This is a genomic window from Streptomyces sp. NPDC004065 (assembly GCF_044903565.1).
Classification (GTDB): Bacteria; Actinomycetota; Actinomycetes; order Streptomycetales; family Streptomycetaceae; genus Streptomyces.
In genome coordinates this window covers 80,076-95,919 of record NZ_JBJDQT010000011.1, presented here as the reverse complement: position 1 = coordinate 95,919, position 15,844 = coordinate 80,076, and the positions used below count along the sequence as shown (strand labels likewise).

The window sequence follows — 15,844 nt, the reverse complement described above, 5'->3', positions numbered from 1 at the left end:
AGCCGCCCGGTCCGCGTGCCCGCGGCACCGGGCGGCCCCTGCGAACTCGCAGGTCAAAGCGGCCGGTTGGTCAGCAGCTGGACTTGCCCGCGTACACCGCGAGGGCGGTGTTGGCGCCGAGCGTCGCGGTGAGCTGGCCGGAACCGTTCACGCTGACGGTCGTGTTGTTCTGCACGTTGCAGTAGGTGCCCGCGGGCAGCGAGGTCTGGTAGGTGCGACTCACGCTGTACGACTCGTGGTTGATGGCCACGAACCCCTTGTTGCCCCGGCCGAAGGCGATGGCGTCGTTGCCGTCGTCCCACCAGTTGGTCACCGCCTGGCCGCGGGTGGCGTTGCGGAAGGCGACCATGGACTTGATCTCCGGCCATTTGTGCTGGCACTTCCAGCCGTCCTGCCAGCAGGCGTCGACCTGCCCGCCGTTGGGCGGTCCGGCGTCGGCGTCGGACCACTCGTAGCCGGAGTTGACGTCGGGGGCGCCGTAGGGCCAGGCCAGCATGAAGACGTTGGCCAGGGTGTAGTTGGCGCCGTCCTTGTAGTTGAGGGTGGAGCCGTTGCGCTCGGTGTCGTGGTTGTCGACGAAGACTCCGGCCACCGAGCCGCTCAGGTATCCCCAGCCCTCGCCGTAGTTCTTCAGGTAGGCGAGGTTCTCGTTGTTGAAGACGCGCTTGAGGTCGTAGGCGTAGCGGAACTCCTGCACGTCGCCGTTGCCGGTGTACTCGGTGGGCTGCACGGCCTCGCCGGACCCGTAGATGACCTCCTGCTTCCAGTAGGCGTTCGGGTTGGTGAGGCGGGACTTGATGTTCGCCAGGTCGGCGGAGGGGATGTGCTTGGCGGCGTCGACGCGGAAGCCGTCGACGCCGAGGGAGAGCAGGTCGTTCATGTAGCCCGCGATGGTCCTGCGGACGTAGTCCTCGCCGGTGTCCAGGTCGGCGAGGCCCACCAGTTCGCAGTGCTGGACGTTCCAGCGGTCCTGGTAGTTGCTGATCTGGGAGGTGCAGTCGTCGAAGTCGTACACCGAGTACAGGCCCGGGTAGTCGTACTTGGTGTACGACGACCCTCCCGTTCCGGTGCCGCTGCCCGCCGACATGTGGTTGATCACCGTGTCGACGACGACCTTCACGCCCGCCGAGTGGCAGGTGTTCACCATGTTCTGGAACGCCGCCCGGTCGCCGAGCCGGCCGGCGATCCGGTAGCTGACGGGCTGGTAGGAGGTCCACCACTGCGGGCCCTGGACGTGCTCGGCGGGCGGGGAGACCTGGACGTATCCGTAGCCGGCCGGGCCGAGGGTGCCGGTGCACTCCTTGGCGACGGAGGCGTACTTCCATTCGAAGAGGACGGCGGTGACGTCCTTGGTGCCGGGCGGAGAGGCGTACGCGGTCCCGGCGGGGACGGCGAGTACGGCCGACGCCGCCGCCGCTATGGCGAGGGCGCCGGAGAGGGCTCTGTTGGCCATGTGGGGGTTTCCTTCTCCGTTGAAGGACTCAAAAGGTCTGCTGCAAGGCCCTGGGGAGGCCCCGATCCTTGAAGGGAGTTTCTGCAAGTTTTCAACCACTCGCGGTGCAGCAGACCGTACGAGCCCCGACCCCGGCGGTCAATACCCCGGACATGCTCCTGTCATCTACGCGAAATAAGGCCCGACTGGCCCCAGTTGACCTGGTCCGTGTCCGTCCCGGGCGCACCGGGGCCCGCCGCCCCGGACGGACGGCGGGCCCTGAAAACGGACGAAACGACTTGCGAAACCGACGTGGGACCGCGCCCGGGAACCGACGTGGGACCGCCGCCCCGGAACCGGCGCGGGGCGCCACCCCGGAAGCGACACGGGCCCCACGCGGGCCCGCCGTCCCGGAAGCGACACGGGCCCCACGCGGGCCCACCGCCCCGGAAGCGACGCGGGCCCGCCGTCCCGAGAGGGACCGCGGGCCCGCGTGGGGGTGCCGGCGGCCGCGTGGCGGGGCCGGCGGCCGGCTCAGGCCGTGGTCCACCACACCGTGGTGTCGGAGGGGAGCTTGGCCTCGCCGTCCGCCTCGGTGATCTCGCCGCTGCTGAGCAGGACGCGGCCGTAGGCGGGGGTCGTGACGGACTCGCCGCTGGTGTTGGCCACGCACACGAACTCGCCGCGGCGGAAGGCCAGCACGCCCTCGGGGGCGCGCAGCCACTGCACCGCCTCGCCCGCGCCGAGGTCCGGGTGGGCGCGGCGGGCGGCCAGCGCCTCGCGGTACAGCTCGAGGGTGGAGCCGGGCACGCCCTGCTGGGCCTCGACGCTCAGCTCGCCCCAGGAGGCCGGCTGCGGAAGCCAGCTGCCGCCGTCGCCGAAGCCGTAGGAGGAGCCGGTGCGGGTCCAGGGGATCGGCACCCGGCAGCCGTCGCGGAAGCCGTCCTGGCCCGCGCCGCGGAAGTACGCGGGGTCCTGGCGCACCTCGTCGGGCAGGTCCACCACGTCCGGCAGGCCGAGTTCCTCGCCCTGGTAGACGTAGGCCGAGCCGGGCAGGGCCAGCATCAGCAGGGTGGCCGCGCGGGCGCGGCGCAGTCCGAGCTCGCGGTCGCCGGCGGTGCGGATCTGGGTGCCGAGGCCGGGCGGGTTGGCGAAGCGCGTGGCGTGCCGGGTGACGTCGTGGTTGGACAGCACCCAGGTGGCCGGGGCGCCGACCGGGCGCATGGCCTCCAGGGTGCGGTCGATGACCGTGCGCAGCTCCTCGGCGTCCCAGTCGGTGCCCAGGTACTGGAAGTTGAACGCCTGGTGCAGCTCGTCGGGGCGGACGTACAGAGCGGTGCGCTCGACGGTCGGCGTCCAGGCCTCGGCGACGAAGATGCGCTCCCCGGAGTACTCGTCGAGGATGTGGCGCCACTGCCGGTAGACGGCGTGGACGCCGTCCTGGTCGAAGAACGGCATGACATCGTTGCCCAGCAGCTTCAGCTGGTCGTGGCTGCCGAGGTCGGGCAGGCCCTCGGCCTTGACCAGGCCGTGGGCCACGTCGATGCGGAAGCCGTCCACGCCCATGTCGAGCCAGAACCGCAGGATGGAGCGGAACTCGTCGCCGACGGCCGGGTGGTCCCAGTTGAAGTCGGGCTGCTCGGGGGCGAACAGGTGCAGGTACCACTCGCCGGGGGTGCCGTCCGGTTCGGTGACCCGGGTCCAGGCCGGGCCGCCGAAGATGGACTCCCAGTCGTTGGGCGGCAGTTCGCCGTTCTTCCCCTTGCCGGGGCGGAAGTGGTAGCGGTCGCGCAGCGGGGAGCCGGGTCCCTCGGCGACCGCGCGCCGGAACCACTCGTGCTGGTCGGAGGAGTGGTTGGGCACCAGGTCGACGATGATGCGCAGGCCCAGCCCGTGGGCGTCGCGGATCAGCGCGTCTGCGTCGAGCAGGGTGCCGAACATGGGGTCGACGGCGCGGTAGTCGGCGACGTCGTAGCCGGCGTCGGCCTGCGGCGAGGCGTAGAAGGGGCTGAGCCACACGGCGTCCACACCGAGGTCGCGCAGGTAGGGCAGCCGGGAGCGTACGCCCTCCAGGTCGCCCATGCCGTCGCCGTTGCCGTCGGCGAAGCTGCGCGGATAGACCTGGTAGATCACCGCGTCCCGCCACCAGTCGCGGCGCGGGGCGGCGACGGTGGCGACAGCCGCTTCGGTCTGGGGGGATTCGGCCGGAAAGTGCTGCTGGCTCATGGCGTCCTTGATACGAGGCGAGTTTCGGTCAGGGGTGGGGGGCGACGGCCGGCGGGTCGAGTGGCCGGTGGGCGGGGGACGAGCGGACGTGGGACGAGCGGACGTGGGACGAGCGGGCGTGGCGGGCGTGGGACGGGCCGCGAAGGCGCCGTCGGTCGGGGGCGGCGGCCGGTCAGGGGCCGCCGCCCGCCGATGCGGCCGCGGTGCCGGCGGGGTCAGGGGGGCACCCCCCGCTGCAGGAGCCGGGGGTGGGCACCGCGGCCGCCCACCCGCGCGCGCCCGGGCGCGCGGGAGTCCTGCCGCCGGGGGTGGTCAGCCCTTCGTGCCGCCCGCGGTCAGGCCGGCGACCAGGTTCTTCTGGACCAGGTAGAAGAAGGCCGAGACCGGTATGGCGATCAGTACCGCGGTCGCCGCCATCAGGTTGCGCTGGGCGTCGTGCTCGCTGATGAAGCTCTGCAGGCCGACGGCGAGCGTGTACTTCTGGTCGTCCAGCATGAACGTCGTCGCGAAGGCGACCTCGCCGAACGCGGTGATGAAGCTGTAGAAGGCGGCCACCGCGAGCCCCGGCTTGGCGAGCGGCAGGATCAGCCGGGCGAAGGTGCCGAAGGGGGTGAGCCCGTCGACGCGTCCGGCCTCGTCTATCTCGAAGGGGATGGTGTCGAAGTAGCCCTTGAGCAGCCAGGCGCAGTACGGCACCGCGGTGGAGCAGTAGACGAGGATCAGGCCGAGGTAGGTGTCGATCAGTTCCAGGTCGGCGAGGATCTGGTACATCGGCACCATCAGCACGGCCACCGGGAACATCTGGGTGAGCAGGAGCACCCACATGAACTTGCGGTAGCCCGGGAAGCGCATCCGGGAGACCGCGTAGCCGGTGGTCGCGGCGACCATGACGCCCAGCACCGTGGTGCCCAGGGAGACGATCAGCGAGCTCTTCAGCCAGTCGAAGAAGTTCGTGTGCTGCAGGACGTACGCGTAGTTGTCCAGCGTCATCTTGTGCCAGATGCCGCCGGGGTGCAGGTAGTCGTCCTTGTCCGGCCCGAGGGACAGGAACACCAGCCAGGCGACCGGGAACAGCGCGACGACGCTTCCCGTGATCAGCACGCCGTGGGAGGCGAGGGCGGCGGCGAGGCCGCGCCTGTGGCGCCGGCGGGCGGCGTCGCCCGGCAGGGAGGCCAGAACCTGCGGTGTCACCGGGCGGTCTCCCTTGAGGGGAGAGGGCGTGGTCGTGCTCATGGGAACTCCTGCCTCAGATCGCGAGCTGCTGCTCATTGCGGTTCAGCCAGCGGCGGTAGAACGAGGTGAAGACGATCAGGATGGCCAGCAGCAGGATGCCGTAGGCGGCCGACTGAGCGAAGTCACGCGGCTGCTGTCCGAAGCCCAGGTAGTACGCCCAGGTGACAAGGATCTGCGCGTCGGGGGCCGTGTTGCCGAAGAGCAGGAAGATCACGGCGAACTGGTTGAAGGTCCAGATGATGCCGAGGAGCACGACGGTGGAGCTGACCGAGCGCAGGCCCGGAAGGGTGACGTGGCGGAAGCGCTGCCAGGCGTTCGCGCCGTCCATCTCGGCGGCCTCGTAGAGCGAGGAGTCGATGGACTGCAGTCCGCCGAGCAGCGAGACCATCATGAACGGCACACCGCACCAGGTGTTCACCATGATGGCGGCGAACCGCTGCCAGAAGGTGTCCTCCAGCCACAGGGGTGTGGGCAGGTGCAGCGCGTCGAGGGCGGCGTTGATGACGCCGCTGTCGGCGAGCATGAACCGCCACCCGAACACGGTGACGAAGGTGGGCACGGCCCACGGCAGGATCAGGACCAGCCGGTAGAAGGTGCGCCCGCGCAGCTTCTGGTTGAGCAGGAGCGCCAGGCCGAGCCCGATGGAGTAGTGCAGGGCGACGCACACGGCGGTCCAGACGATCGTCCAGATGAAGTGCGACCAGAACCGGTCGTACGACGTGGCCCCGAACAGGATGTCCTTGTAGTTGTCGAGCCCGATGAACTTGTAGGTGGCGTCGATGTGGTTGACGCCGATCGTGCGCGCGGTGTTGAGGCTGTTGGCGTCGGTGAGGGTGAGGTAGAGGCCGTACACCAGCGGATACAGCACGAGGACACCGAGCACGACCGCCACCGGGGCGATCATGACGTAGGCGTACCAGTGCTTCTGGTAGCCGTTCTTCAGGCGCGCGCCCAGGCCGGGCCGCGGGCCGCGGTCACCGCGCCGCTTGCCGGTCGCGCGGTCGATGGCGACTGTCATGGTTCGACAACCTTCTCGAGGTTCTGCGGATCAGGAGTACGGCACACGGGCCGGTGGCCGCCGGGCCCCTCCCCCCGGGGGGACCGGCGGCCACCCGGGCTCACTTGCTGAAGTCGGACACCAGCTTGCCGATCGCCAGCTCGGCGTTGCTCAGGCCCTTGTCCAGGGACTCCTTGCCACCGGCGATCTTGGGCAGCTCGGTGTCGAGCGGGCCCCACAGGGAGCTGTACTCGGGCAGCGCCGGGCGCGGCTGGGCCGCGGCCAGGACGCCCTGGTAGCCGGCGATGCCGGGGTCGGCCTTGACCTGGGCGGTGTAGGCGTCGTCACGGGTGGGCAGCGTGGAGTTCTTCAGGGCGATGGTCTCCTGGGACTTCGCCGAGGTCATGAACTTCACGAACTTCAGCGCCGCCTCCTGGTGCGCCTTGTCCGAGCCGGCGTAGACCGAGAGGTTGTGGCCGCCGGTCGGGGCGCCCGCCTTGCCGGTGGAGCCGGCCGGGACGGTGGCGATGCCGAGGTTGGACTTGTCCTTGAACGCGGCACCCTTGTAGAAGTTCGTGATCTCCCAGGGGCCCTGGACGATCGCGGCGACCTTGCCGTTGACGAACGCGTCCTGGATGTGGGCGTAGGCGTCGGCGGTGGTGTCGGCCTTGTGCAGGCCCTTGCCGGAGAACAGGCTCAGCCAGGTGCCGTAGGCCTTCTTGGCGGCGGGCGAGTTCACGGTGATCTTCTTGGCGGCGGCGTCGACGGTGTCGGTGCCCTCGCCGTACAGGAAGTTCTGGGCGTAGTACGCCTGGGTGGAGCCCCAGTAGCCGTCGACGCCGGCCTTGGCCTTGACCTTGGCGGCGTCGGCCTTCAGCTCCTCCCAGGTCTTGGGCGGCTCGGTGATGCCGGCCTTCTGGAAGAGGGCCTTGTTGTACACGAGGGCGAGGGTGTCGGTGACCAGCGGCACGCCGTAGGTCTTGCCCTCGTACTGGGCCTGCTTGATCAGGCTGGGCTGGAACTTGTCCTTGTCGGCGAGGGCCTCGGTGCCGTCCAGCGGCAGGAAGTAGCCCTTCTTGGCGAAGGCGGGGGTCCAGCCGACCTCCGAGCGCAGGATGTCCGGGGCGCCCTTGGCGCCGGCGGCCGTGTCGAACTTGTTCTGCGCCTGGTCGAAGGGCACGTTGACGTACTTGACCTTGATGTTCTTGTTGGCCGCTTCGAACTGCTTGACCAAGGCCTGGTACGTCGGTGCCTCGTTGGTGGCGTTGGACGTGTCCCACCAGGTGATGGTCACCGGACCGTCCGACTTGCCGCTTCCGCTGTCGCTCCCGCCGCACGCCGTCGCCGCGAGGGCGAGGGACGCCACCAGCGCGCTGGCCGCTATGCCACGCCGCATGAGTTCTCCTTGAGGGTGAAGCCCGTAGCAGGGGACGGTCCCGTCCGCCGTCCCTGCCGACTTTCCGGCCGCGTCATTGCCGCCGCCGGGCGACGGTGAACGTAACAGCGTTGCAAGCACGACGAAAGACCTTGCAGCAAAAAAGTGCAAGAGACTGCGAGAGTTACCCGCCCGTGACCTGATCTTGGCCTCTCTGACCCTTGATTCCTCGCCGCTCAGCACGACGTCGAGCACTTGTGCAAGACTCTGCAAGCTCTTGCCATACGGCGCTGACGGGGGAATCATCCCGTTGCGGACCGGTACGCCGACCAGAACACGAGGAACGCGATGACGCCCCGACCGGTACAGTCCACTCCTGTGACCACACGGCTTGCCGACATCGCCGCCCAGGCGGGGGTGAGCGAAGCGACCGTCAGCCGCGTCCTCAACGGCAAGCCGGGCGTCGCCGCCACCACGCGCCAGTCCGTGCTGGCCGCCCTCGACGTACTGGGCTACGAGCGCCCGGTGCGGCTGCGGCAGCGCAGCGAGGGCCTGGTCGGCCTGATCACGCCCGAGCTGGAGAACCCGATCTTCCCCGCCCTGGCCCAGGTCATCGGGCAGGCGCTGACCCGCCAGGGCTACACCCCGGTGCTGGCCACCCAGACGCCGGGCGGCTCCACCGAGGACGAGCTCACCGAGATGCTGGTGGACCGCGGCGTCGCCGGCATCATCTACGTCTCCGGTCTGCACGCGGACACCACGGCCGACATGGAGCGCTACGAGCGACTGCGCGCACAGGGCGTGCCCTACGTGCTGGTGGACGGCTTCTCCCCCAAGGTGCAGGCGCCCTTCATCTCCCCGGACGACCGCGCGGCGATGACCCTGGCGGTCACCCACCTCGCCTCCCTCGGCCACACCCGCATCGGCCTGGCCGTGGGCCCCAAGCGCTTCGTCCCGGTCCAGCGCAAGATAGAGGGCTTCGTCCGCGCCATGCAGGACCTGCTGGGCCTGGCCACGGACTCCATCGAGTCCGGCCTGGTGCAGCACTCGCTGTACACCCTGGAGGGCGGCCAGGCGGCGGCCACGGCGCTCGTCGACCGCGGCTGCACGGCCGTCGTCTGCGCCAGCGACATGATGGCGCTGGGCGCGATACGGGCGGCCCGGCAGCGCGGCCTGGAGGTCCCCCGGGACGTCTCGGTCGTGGGCTTCGACGACTCGCCGCTCATCGCCTTCACCGACCCGCCGCTGACGACGATCCGCAAGCCGGTGCCGGCCATGGGCCAGGCGGCGGTGCGCACGCTGCTGGAGGAGATCGGGGGGACGCCGGCCCCGCACAGCGAGTTCGTCTTCATGCCGGAACTGGTGGTGCGCGGCTCGACCGCCTCGGCCCCCGGGGAGCGGAACCGTCCCTGAGGAGGGGCGCCGCTGCGGCGCACCCGCGGATGACCGGCGGGCGGTGGCTTTTCTGGCAGACTCTGTGCCTATGGGTGACAGGACCGTGACGCGACTGAATGGCCCGGAAGAGGCCGTTCCGCCCCCTGTCACGGACGACGAACGCCCGGCCCTGCTACGGCGGCTGCGCACCCCGCGCCATCCCCGCCTGTGGTTCGAGATCCTGCTGATCGCGGTGAGCTACTGGACGTACTCACTGATCCGCAACGCGGTCCCGGAGCAGAAGGCCCAGGCCCTGCGCAACGCCGACTGGGTCTGGCTCGCCGAGCACCGGCTGGGCATCGCCGTCGAACACTCGGTCAACCATGCCGCCGACTCGGTCACTTGGCTGATCATCGGCATGAACTACTACTACGCCACCTTGCACTTCGTGGTCACGATCGGCGTCCTGGTGTGGCTCTACCGCAGCCACCCGGGCCGCTACGCGGCGGCCCGCCTCGCCCTGTTCGCCACCACCGGCGTGGCCCTGCTCGGCTATTACCTGTACCCGCTGGCCCCGCCCCGCCTCATGACGAGCGGTCACTTCGTCGACACGGTCCAGGTGCACCACACCTGGGGCTCGATGGCCTCCGGCGACCTCAAGCACATGTCCAACCAGTACGCCGCCATGCCCTCGATGCACATCGGCTGGTCCCTGTGGTGCGGGCTGACCGTCTTCGCCCTGGCCGCCGTCCCCTGGGCACGGCTGCTGGGCCTGCTGTACCCCGCGGCCACGCTCCTGGTCATCGTCGCCACGGCCAACCACTTCTGGCTGGACGCGGTGGGCGGCGTCCTGTGCCTGGCCTTCGGCTGCGCCCTGGCCCGCACCTGGTACGGCGCCCTCCCCCACACCCTGCCCCGGGTCTCCCCGGCCCTGCGGCCGGAGGAGGCGTAGCACCGCACCCGCACCCCGCCGAAGGCGGCACCCGCCCGACGGTGCGGGCCACGCCGGAACACCGCGCCCGCGGGCGCGGACGCCGGACCTCACGTCCCGTAGAACAGCTCCTCCACGACCGCCCGGGCCCGCCGGGCGGTCCGCCGGTACGCGTCCAGCATGTCGCCGACATGCCCGGGCCCGTACCCCAGATAACGCCCCACCGCGGCCAGCTCCCGCGGCTCCGTGGGGAACGTGTCCCCCGCCCGCCCCCGGACCAGCATCACCGCGTTGCGCACCCGTGAGGCCAGCACCCACGCCTCGTCGAGGATGGACGCCTCCTCCTCCGACACCAGCCCCGCCTCCCGCGCCGCGGCCAGCGCCGCCCGGGTCCGGGTCGTCCGCAGCCCGGCGCCACCCCCCGCACCCGCCTCCGCCGCATGCCGCATCTGCAGCAGCTGCACGGTCCACTCCACGTCGGACAGCCCCCCGGGCCCGAGCTTGGTGTGCAGCTTGGGATCGGCGCCCCGCGGCAGCCGCTCCGACTCCATGCGCGCCTTCAGCCGCCGGATCTCGCGCACCGCGTCGTCCCCGAGCCCGCCCCGCGGATACCGCAGCGGGTCGATCAGCTCGACGAACCGCCGCCCCAGCTCCTCGTCCCCCGCCACCGGCTCCGCCCGCAGCAGCGCCTGTGCCTCCCACACCAGCGACCACCGCCGGTAGTACGCCTCGTACGACGTCAGGGTGCGCACCATCGGCCCGGACTTCCCCTCGGGCCGCAGATCCGCGTCGATCAGCAGCGGCGGGTCCGCGCTCGGCACCTGCAGCAGCCGCCGCATCTCGGTGACCACCCGGTTCGCCGCGCGGGCGGCCTCCCGCTCGTCCACACCGTCCCGCGGCTCGTGCACGAACAGCACGTCCGCGTCGGAGCCGTAGCCCAGCTCGTGCCCGCCGAACCGCCCCATGCCGATGATCGCGAACCGGGTCGGCAGGGCGTCGTCGCCGTCGCCCCACCCTTCCCGCACGACCGCCCGCAGGGTTCCCGCCAGCGTGGCCGCCGTCAGGTCGGACACGGCGGCGCCCACCCGGTCCACCAGCGCCCCCTGGTCGGCCTCGGCGGGCTGTGCCTCGGTGCCGTAGGAACTGACGATGTCCGCCGCGGCCGTGCGGAACAGCTCCCGCCGCCGCACGCCGCGCGCCGCGGTGACCGCCTGCTCGGCGCTGTCCGCGCGCCGCACGGCGGCCAGCATCTCCTGCTCCAGCTGCGCCCGCCCGCGCGGTTCCAGCCCGCCGCCGCCGTCCGCGCCGCCGCCCGTGTCGCCGAGCAGCGCGACCGCCTCCGGCGCCCGCATCAGCAGGTCGGGCGCGAGCCGGCCGGCGGACAGCACCCGGGCGAGGTTCTCCGCGGCCGCGCCCTCGTCGCGCAGCAGCCGCAGGTACCACGGGGTCTTGCCGAGCGCGTCGGACACCTTGCGGAAGTTCAGCAGTCCCGCGTCCGGGTCGGCGGAGTCGGCGAACCACCCGAGCAGCACGGGCAGCAGGGTGCGCTGGATCGCGGCCTTGCGGCTGACGCCGGAGGCCAGCGCCTCCAGGTGCCGCAGCGCCGCCGCCGGGTCGGCGTAGCCGAGCGCGACCAGCCGTTCCCGGGCCGCCTCGGCGCTCAGCCGGGTCTCGCCGGGCGCGAGCTGGGCGACGGCGTCGAGCAGCGGCCGGTAGAACAGCTTCTCGTGCAGCCGGCGTACCGCGCCGGTGTGCCGCTTCCACTCCCGGACCAGCTCGGCGACCGGGTCGCTGCGCAGCCCGAGCGAGCGCCCGAGCCGCCGCAGATCGGCCTCGTCCTCGGGGACCAGGTGGGTGCGCCGCAGCCGGAACAGCTGGATGCGGTGCTCCATGGCCCGCAGGAACCGGTAGGCCTCGTCGAGCTGCACGGCGTCGGCCCGGCCCACGTAGCCGCCCGCCGCGAGCGCCTTGAGCGCCTCCAGCGTGCTTCCGCTGCGCAGCGACGCGTCGGTCCGCCCGTGCACCAGCTGCAGCAGCTGTACGGCGAACTCGACGTCCCGCAGGCCGCCGGGCCCGAGCTTGAGCTCGCGCTCGACCTCGGCGGCGGGGATGTTCTCCACCACCCGCCGGCGCATCTTCTGCACGTCGGCGACGAAGTTCTCGCGTTCGGCGGCCTGCCACACCATCGGGCTGAGCGCGGCGGCGTACTCCTCGCCGAGCGCGCGGTCGCCGGCCACCGGGCGGGCCTTGAGCAGGGCCTGGAACTCCCAGGTCTTGGCCCACCGCTGGTAGTAGGCGACATGGCTGCTGAGCGTGCGCACCAGCGGGCCGTTCCTGCCCTCGGGCCGCAGATTGGCGTCGACGGGCCAGATCGACCCCTCGACGGTCGTCTCGGAGCAGATCCGCATCATGTGCGAGGCCAGCCGGGTGGCGGCCCGGAGCGCCTTGGCCTCGTCGGCGCCGTCGGCGGCCTCGCCGACGAAGATGACGTCGACGTCGGAGACGTAGTTCAGTTCGTGGCCGCCGCACTTGCCCATCGCGATGACCGCGAGCCGGCACAGCGCGTCGTCCCCGGGCGCGGCGGCGCGGGCCAGCCGCAGCGCGGCGCGCAGGGTGGCGGTGGCGAGGTCGGCGAGCTCGGCGGCGGTCTCGGCGACGCCGATGGTGCCGCACACGTCGCGGGCGGCGATGGACAGCAGGCAGCGCCGGTAGGCGACGCGCAGCGACACCGGGTCGTCGGCCCCGGCGAGCCCGCGCTCGAACTCCTCCACGCCCGGGTGCAGGTCGCGGGGCTCGTAGGTGACGAGGGCGTGCCAGTCGCCGGAGTGCCGGGCGAGGTGGTCGCCGAGCGCGGCGGAGGCGCCGAGCACCCCGAGCAGGCGGTCGCGCAGCGGCTTGGCCGCTATCAGCGTGTCGAGCAGCTCCCGCCGGGCGGTGGGTCCGGGCTGGGCCTCCAGCAGCCGGACCAGTCCGCCGAGCGCCAGATCCGGGTCGGCGGTGGCGCCGAGCGCCTCGAGCAGCACCGGGTCGTTCCTGACCGGCGCCAGCTCGGGGCCGTCCAGGAGGCGTTCGGCGGCCGAGGCATCGGTGAAGCCGTGCCGCAGCAGCCGTGTGAAGGTACTGCTCCTGCGCCCCGGCGCCGTCATCCCGGCCTCCCGTCGGATCGAGCCCGCCCTGTTCGTCCTGGCCAGAGCCTAACCGCAGTGCTCCCCGACGGCCGTCGGGGAGCACCGGGAAGCCGGGGTGACCGCTCGCGGGGACCGGTCAGGCGCCGCTCCTGCGGCGGCGGGCCAGGACGAAGACGCCGGCTCCCGCGGTCACGGCGAGGAGGCCCGCCGTTCCGGCGATCCAGGGGAGTGTGCCGGCGCCGGTGCCGGCCATGGAGCCGCCGGTCACGGAGGACTCCTGGGCGTTGCCACCGGTCGTCGTACCGCCCGACGCGGCGGTACCGCCGGAGGTGCCCCCGTTCCCGTCGCCGCCGGAGTCGCCGCCGCCGGCCGTGGTGCCGCCGCCCGTGGTCGCGCCCCCGCCCGGCACCGTCACCGTGACGGCGGCGGTGTCGTTCTCCGGGTCGCTGTCGCTCTCGCTGAGGACCTTCAGGGTGACCTTGCCGGGGGCGAGGGCGGACGGCCTGTCGATGCGCAGTCCGAAGGACCACACCAGCCGTGCGCCGTTCTCGATCACCCAGTCCGTGGTCTTCTGCACGCACGCGTAGACCTTGCCGCCGGGCGCGGTGGAGTACTTCCCGTCGATCGTCGTGTGGCACCGCTCCGGCACCTTCACCACGGTCGTGCCGGCCGGGACGGTGAAGGTGGTCTGCACCGAGGGGTCCTCGATGGGCCTGCTGCCGGTCCAGGTGGCCGTGCGCGCGGGGCCGTTGTTGCGGAACCCGATCTCCGCGGTGACGGTCCCGCCCGGGCGCCCCCGCACCGAGGCCCCGACCGCCGCGATGTCGGTGGTGTTGTCGACCGTGTAGACGACGTCGCGCAGCGACAGCCGGGGCCTGCCCTCCGGCGCGTCGGCGGGCCGCGGCACGAGCCCGAGCTTCGGGCCGTGCCCGGCGTGGACGTCGGTGAGCTTCCTCAGATCCTCGGGCCTGGCCCGGGAGACGGACCAATTGGCGCCCCGCACATCGGCGGCGATCTTCAGCTCGCCCGGGTACAGGTCGTAGGACTGCCCCGGCTCGATGGTGTCCTCGACGTGGCAGAGGGCCGCCGGGTAGGACAGGTCGGTGAGTTCACCGTCGGGGTCGCCGTCCATCCGGACGGGCATCGTGCCGTACGTGCAGTTGCCGAACTCCTGCTGGAACGAGGCGCCCGAGGCGTACATGAGGAAGTACGCGCCGTCGAGCGCCGCGGCGCCGTAGTGGGTGTACCCGATGCCCGGCCGCACCAGGGATCCCGGCTGCACCTTGCCGGCGACGGTCCCGATCGTGCGGTCCGCGACCAGCCCGACGTCCTTGACGGTGACCTTCCAGACCTTCTCGGCCATGGCCACGCCGTCCGCCTGACCGCCGATCCGTATCTCGCCGGTGGCGCCGGCCTTCGCGCCCTTCAGGGTCCGCGCGCTGAGCGTGCCCAGCGACGCCCCCTTGCCCGGGCCGGGCGGATAGGCGGGCGAGCAGCTCAGCACGCCCTCGGACTTCTGCCCGCACCCGGGCAGGGTGACCTCGGCGATCCCCTTGAGGGAGGTGTAGTCGACCGTGATCGTGTACGACTTCACCGTCTTCGTGCCGGTGTTCAGCAGCGTGAGGCCGTCCCCGGAGCTGCCCACGTCGGTGTAGGGCGTCGCCTCCAGCGTGTAGTGCGTGAAGTCGGAGCGGACCTCCAGCCCGGCCCCGTCCGCCGCGGCCGTCCCGGCCGCCCCACCGACCCCCAGGCCGGCCAGTGCCAGCACCCCACCGGCGACCCCGGCCGCCCACCGTCCCTCGCGCACTCTCACGGTTTCCCTCCGTACACGACCTTGTGCTGCACACCAGGACAGGGCTCGGAACGAAAAGGTTGTACAAGGATGTACGGCTGCTGTGTCACCCGCGGTCGTACCGTGCGGTCCGGCACCGCGCGGACGCGTGTGCCGGACCCCCCGGCGCCGGAAGGTTCCGCACCAGCAGGGCTCAGATCTCGTGCCGGTCGGCGAGGATCACCGCCACGTCGTCGGCCAGGTCGCCGCCGGTGTGGCGGATCAGGGAGTGATGCAGTCGCTCGAGGAACTGGGACGGGGTCGTGCCGGCGGCGATCGCCTCCATGGTCTCCGGCAGGCCGAAGAACTCCCCCTCGCGGTCGCGGGCCTCGATCACGCCGTCGGTGTACAGCAGCAGACGGTCGCCGGGGAGGAACGGGTAGGTCTCGGGCTTGCCGGGGAGGCCGGTGACGAGGTCCTCCAGGCCGAGCGGCGGCAGGGGCGTGGACGGCATCAGGGGGGTGGCCTTCCCCCGGTGCAGCAGCATCGGCGGTGGATGACCCCGGTTGACCAGGTGCACCACGGGTTCGTCCGGCACCTGGGCGATCAGTGCCGTGGTGAACCCCTCCAGCAGGATCTCCGCTTCGTACGCCCCCGGCATCAGGGCTTCGCGCCGCAGCGCGGCGGTGCAGCGGTTCATGACCTCGACCAGGTCGTCCTCGTAGTGCACGGCCTCCCGGAACGCGCCCAGCGCCGCCGCGACGGCCCGCACCGCGGACAGTCCCTTGCCGCGGACGTCCCCCACGATCAGCCGGACGCCGTAGCGGGTCTGCACCGCCTCGTACAGATCCCCGCCCACCTGGGCGCCCGTCCCGGCCACCAGGCACAGGCTGCCCGCCGAGACCGGCCCCATCCGCGCCGGCACCGGATGCAGGACCACGTCCTGCGCCGCCACGGCGATCCGGCGCACCTGGTCGAGCTCGTCGATCATCTTCTGCCGGCGTGCCTGCACGGCGGTGCTGCTGATGAACCCGGCCACGGCGACCAGGGCGAGCGCCAGGAAGTTGGTGTACACCTGGAGGCTGCCCCAGGCCGCGTTGTACGTCGCGGTGGTCGCGCTGATCGCCACCGCGAAGGCGGCCGCGCCCATGGTGCCCCTGGGCCCCAGGGCGACCGCCGCCAGCGCGGGGATGGCGGTGAGCATGGGCCCGGTGTAGAGGAAGTGCGCGGGGGTCAGCTCGATGACCAGCACGGCCAGCCCGAGCAGGAAGGGCAGGCACTGCATCAGCGTGAAGAGGACCCGGCCGGGGTGGCCACCTGCTCCCACCGGCGGAGCCGGCCGCATCAGCGACTCCATTCCCCAAGCGTCCCTCTTGG

10 protein-coding genes are annotated in these 15,844 nt (G+C 71.9%); 2 read left to right on the top strand and 8 right to left on the bottom strand.

Annotation, left to right across the window (positions count from 1 at the left end; all coding sequences use genetic code 11):
- Positions 1–70: 70 nt before the first annotated feature.
- From ACI2LW_RS14715 to ACI2LW_RS14695, 5 genes are all read right to left on the bottom strand, one after another.
- Positions 71–1,453 carry an alpha-amylase family protein gene (locus tag ACI2LW_RS14715; protein ID WP_404731551.1) on the bottom strand — a complete coding sequence of 461 codons (1,383 nt, stop codon included), beginning with the start codon at positions 1,451–1,453 and terminating at the stop codon, positions 71–73.
- A gap of 513 nt (positions 1,454–1,966) precedes the next feature.
- Positions 1,967–3,658, bottom strand: a complete 1,692-nt coding sequence (locus tag ACI2LW_RS14710) for a glycoside hydrolase family 13 protein (RefSeq protein WP_404731550.1) — start codon at positions 3,656–3,658, stop codon at positions 1,967–1,969.
- Positions 3,659–3,970: 312 nt separating this feature from the next.
- Positions 3,971–4,891, bottom strand: coding sequence for a sugar ABC transporter permease (locus tag ACI2LW_RS14705; RefSeq protein ID WP_404731549.1), 921 nt, complete (start codon positions 4,889–4,891; stop codon positions 3,971–3,973).
- A 13-nt stretch (positions 4,892–4,904) separates the two neighbouring features.
- Positions 4,905–5,909, bottom strand: a complete 1,005-nt coding sequence (locus ACI2LW_RS14700) for a carbohydrate ABC transporter permease (protein WP_404731548.1) — start codon at positions 5,907–5,909, stop codon at positions 4,905–4,907.
- Positions 5,910–6,009: 100 nt separating this feature from the next.
- Positions 6,010–7,284 carry an extracellular solute-binding protein gene (locus ACI2LW_RS14695; protein ID WP_404731547.1) on the bottom strand — a complete coding sequence of 425 codons (1,275 nt, stop codon included), beginning with the start codon at positions 7,282–7,284 and terminating at the stop codon, positions 6,010–6,012.
- A gap of 357 nt (positions 7,285–7,641) precedes the next feature.
- Here ACI2LW_RS14695 and ACI2LW_RS14690 point away from each other — a divergent pair, with 357 nt between their 5' ends.
- On the top strand, positions 7,642–8,676 hold the full coding sequence (locus ACI2LW_RS14690; RefSeq protein WP_404731546.1) for a LacI family DNA-binding transcriptional regulator: 1,035 nt from the start codon (positions 7,642–7,644) through the stop codon (positions 8,674–8,676).
- A gap of 70 nt (positions 8,677–8,746) precedes the next feature.
- Positions 8,747–9,589, top strand: a complete 843-nt coding sequence (locus tag ACI2LW_RS14685; RefSeq protein ID WP_404731545.1) for a phosphatase PAP2 family protein — start codon at positions 8,747–8,749, stop codon at positions 9,587–9,589.
- An 89-nt stretch (positions 9,590–9,678) separates the two neighbouring features.
- On the opposite strand, the gene ACI2LW_RS14680 is transcribed toward ACI2LW_RS14685, so the two are convergent.
- The 3 genes from ACI2LW_RS14680 to ACI2LW_RS14670 all read right to left on the bottom strand — a co-directional run bounded on the left by ACI2LW_RS14680 (position 9,679) and on the right by ACI2LW_RS14670 (position 15,824).
- Positions 9,679–12,714, bottom strand: coding sequence for a bifunctional [glutamine synthetase] adenylyltransferase/[glutamine synthetase]-adenylyl-L-tyrosine phosphorylase (locus ACI2LW_RS14680; protein ID WP_404731544.1), 3,036 nt, complete (start codon positions 12,712–12,714; stop codon positions 9,679–9,681).
- A gap of 118 nt (positions 12,715–12,832) precedes the next feature.
- Positions 12,833–14,509, bottom strand: a complete 1,677-nt coding sequence (locus ACI2LW_RS14675) for a hypothetical protein (RefSeq protein WP_404731543.1) — start codon at positions 14,507–14,509, stop codon at positions 12,833–12,835.
- Positions 14,510–14,681: 172 nt separating this feature from the next.
- Complete coding sequence (locus ACI2LW_RS14670; RefSeq protein ID WP_404731542.1) at positions 14,682–15,824, bottom strand: PP2C family protein-serine/threonine phosphatase; 1,143 nt, start codon at positions 15,822–15,824, stop codon at positions 14,682–14,684.
- Positions 15,825–15,844: the final 20 nt, after the last annotated feature.

Excerpts from the sequence above, each read along its gene's own strand:
- ACI2LW_RS14715 (WP_404731551.1), bottom strand. The coding sequence starts at position 1,453 with ATGGCCAACAGAGCCCTCTCCGGCGCCCTCGCCATAGCGGCGGCGGCG.
- ACI2LW_RS14710 (WP_404731550.1), bottom strand. The coding sequence starts at position 3,658 with ATGAGCCAGCAGCACTTTCCGGCCGAATCCCCCCAGACCGAAGCGGCT.
- ACI2LW_RS14705 (WP_404731549.1), bottom strand. The coding sequence starts at position 4,891 with ATGAGCACGACCACGCCCTCTCCCCTCAAGGGAGACCGCCCGGTGACA.
- ACI2LW_RS14700 (WP_404731548.1), bottom strand. The coding sequence starts at position 5,909 with ATGACAGTCGCCATCGACCGCGCGACCGGCAAGCGGCGCGGTGACCGC.
- ACI2LW_RS14695 (WP_404731547.1), bottom strand. The coding sequence starts at position 7,284 with ATGCGGCGTGGCATAGCGGCCAGCGCGCTGGTGGCGTCCCTCGCCCTC.
- ACI2LW_RS14685 (WP_404731545.1), top strand. The coding sequence starts at position 8,747 with ATGGGTGACAGGACCGTGACGCGACTGAATGGCCCGGAAGAGGCCGTT.
- ACI2LW_RS14680 (WP_404731544.1), bottom strand. The coding sequence starts at position 12,714 with ATGACGGCGCCGGGGCGCAGGAGCAGTACCTTCACACGGCTGCTGCGG.
- ACI2LW_RS14670 (WP_404731542.1), bottom strand. The coding sequence starts at position 15,824 with ATGGAGTCGCTGATGCGGCCGGCTCCGCCGGTGGGAGCAGGTGGCCAC.